The organism is Pantoea sp. SM3, from assembly GCF_000963995.1.
Classification (GTDB): Bacteria; Pseudomonadota; Gammaproteobacteria; order Enterobacterales; family Enterobacteriaceae; genus Pantoea; species Pantoea rwandensis_B.
The window spans coordinates 1-1022 of the sequence record NZ_JZRD01000088.1; the positions used below are offsets into that span (position 1 = coordinate 1).

Below are 1022 nucleotides of genomic sequence, written 5' to 3' on the forward strand. Positions count from 1 at the left end.
TTACGTGGAGGACGGGAACGCGGCAATGATCTGGCCGGCGAGCCTGGCGGAGCGCGGCGACATCTGCCTGTACCGCCTGCAGAGGCCCTCACCGGGGGCGGATGCCGCGCCGCCCGCAGCAAAGCAGCGCGGCCGGAGAAACAAATTACCGGCGCCGGAGTAAGGTATTTTCAGGACAGAATACCTCAGCCGGACATCGATGACGCTACAGCGCAAAAGTTTTCTACAGGTTCTTCTCCCCCGTTAATGTCCTGACCCGCTGCGGTATGGTAAGCTCTGCGCCCGAAACCTGCTGCCGGAAAACCCCATGAAAAATAACTTTGAAGAAAAAATGGCCGACATCATGATTGGCGAGGCCGTCACCGCGCTGCTGGATGAGGATGTGGCCATCAGCTGGGCGGCCCTCACGGATCGCCTGCGGTCGGCTATTGAAAATGCAACGGATGAAGATCGGATCCGCGCCGGGCTGCGCGCTATCGAAGAGGTCCGGCGGGAAATGCAGATTCGCGCCGGTGAAAAGACCGACGTGGCCAGCCTGAGAGAGCAGAAGCTTCACTGACTCCCAGAGGCTGCGGTATCAGCCCCGGCGACTTTCTGATATACTGTACGCTTATCCACCTTACGGACGGAGGTCATATGAACGATGACACCACCGCCGAAGATATCTACGCCGTTATCGGAACGGTCGTGGCGCGCCTTCTTAAGCCGGACCAGTACCTCACCCTTCACGAAATCACCAGCGCCCTGCACAGCATGGGCGAAGCGGCAGGCGCTGCCGGGATGCGCGAAAGCTGCGAACGCGCCGTCAGGCTGCTGGCTCAGCAGATGCACTGACCTTCAGATTACTCCCGTTCTGACGATCACTCCTCGCGCAATGACGGTGACGTGCCACACTGAGAAGTGTAAACCTTTTCAACCGGGAGATGCCTGTGAAAGTCTGGATTGCCGTAACCCTCGCCGCCGCCGTCAGCTGCTCCGTGTGGGCTTCACAGGGAGGATTTGACTCACCGGCTGCGCTGTCT

General features: G+C 59.7%; 2 protein-coding genes. Both read left to right on the forward strand.

Annotated elements, in window-relative coordinates:
* The first annotated feature begins 307 nt into the window (after nt 1-307).
* Nucleotides 308-559, forward strand: a complete 252-nt coding sequence (locus VI01_RS24540) for a hypothetical protein (protein WP_045817001.1) — start codon at nt 308-310, stop codon at nt 557-559.
* 77 nt (nt 560-636) lie between these two features.
* Nucleotides 637-834, forward strand: a complete 198-nt coding sequence (locus VI01_RS24545; protein ID WP_045816992.1) for a hypothetical protein — start codon at nt 637-639, stop codon at nt 832-834.
* The last annotated feature ends 188 nt before the right edge of the window (nt 835-1022 follow it).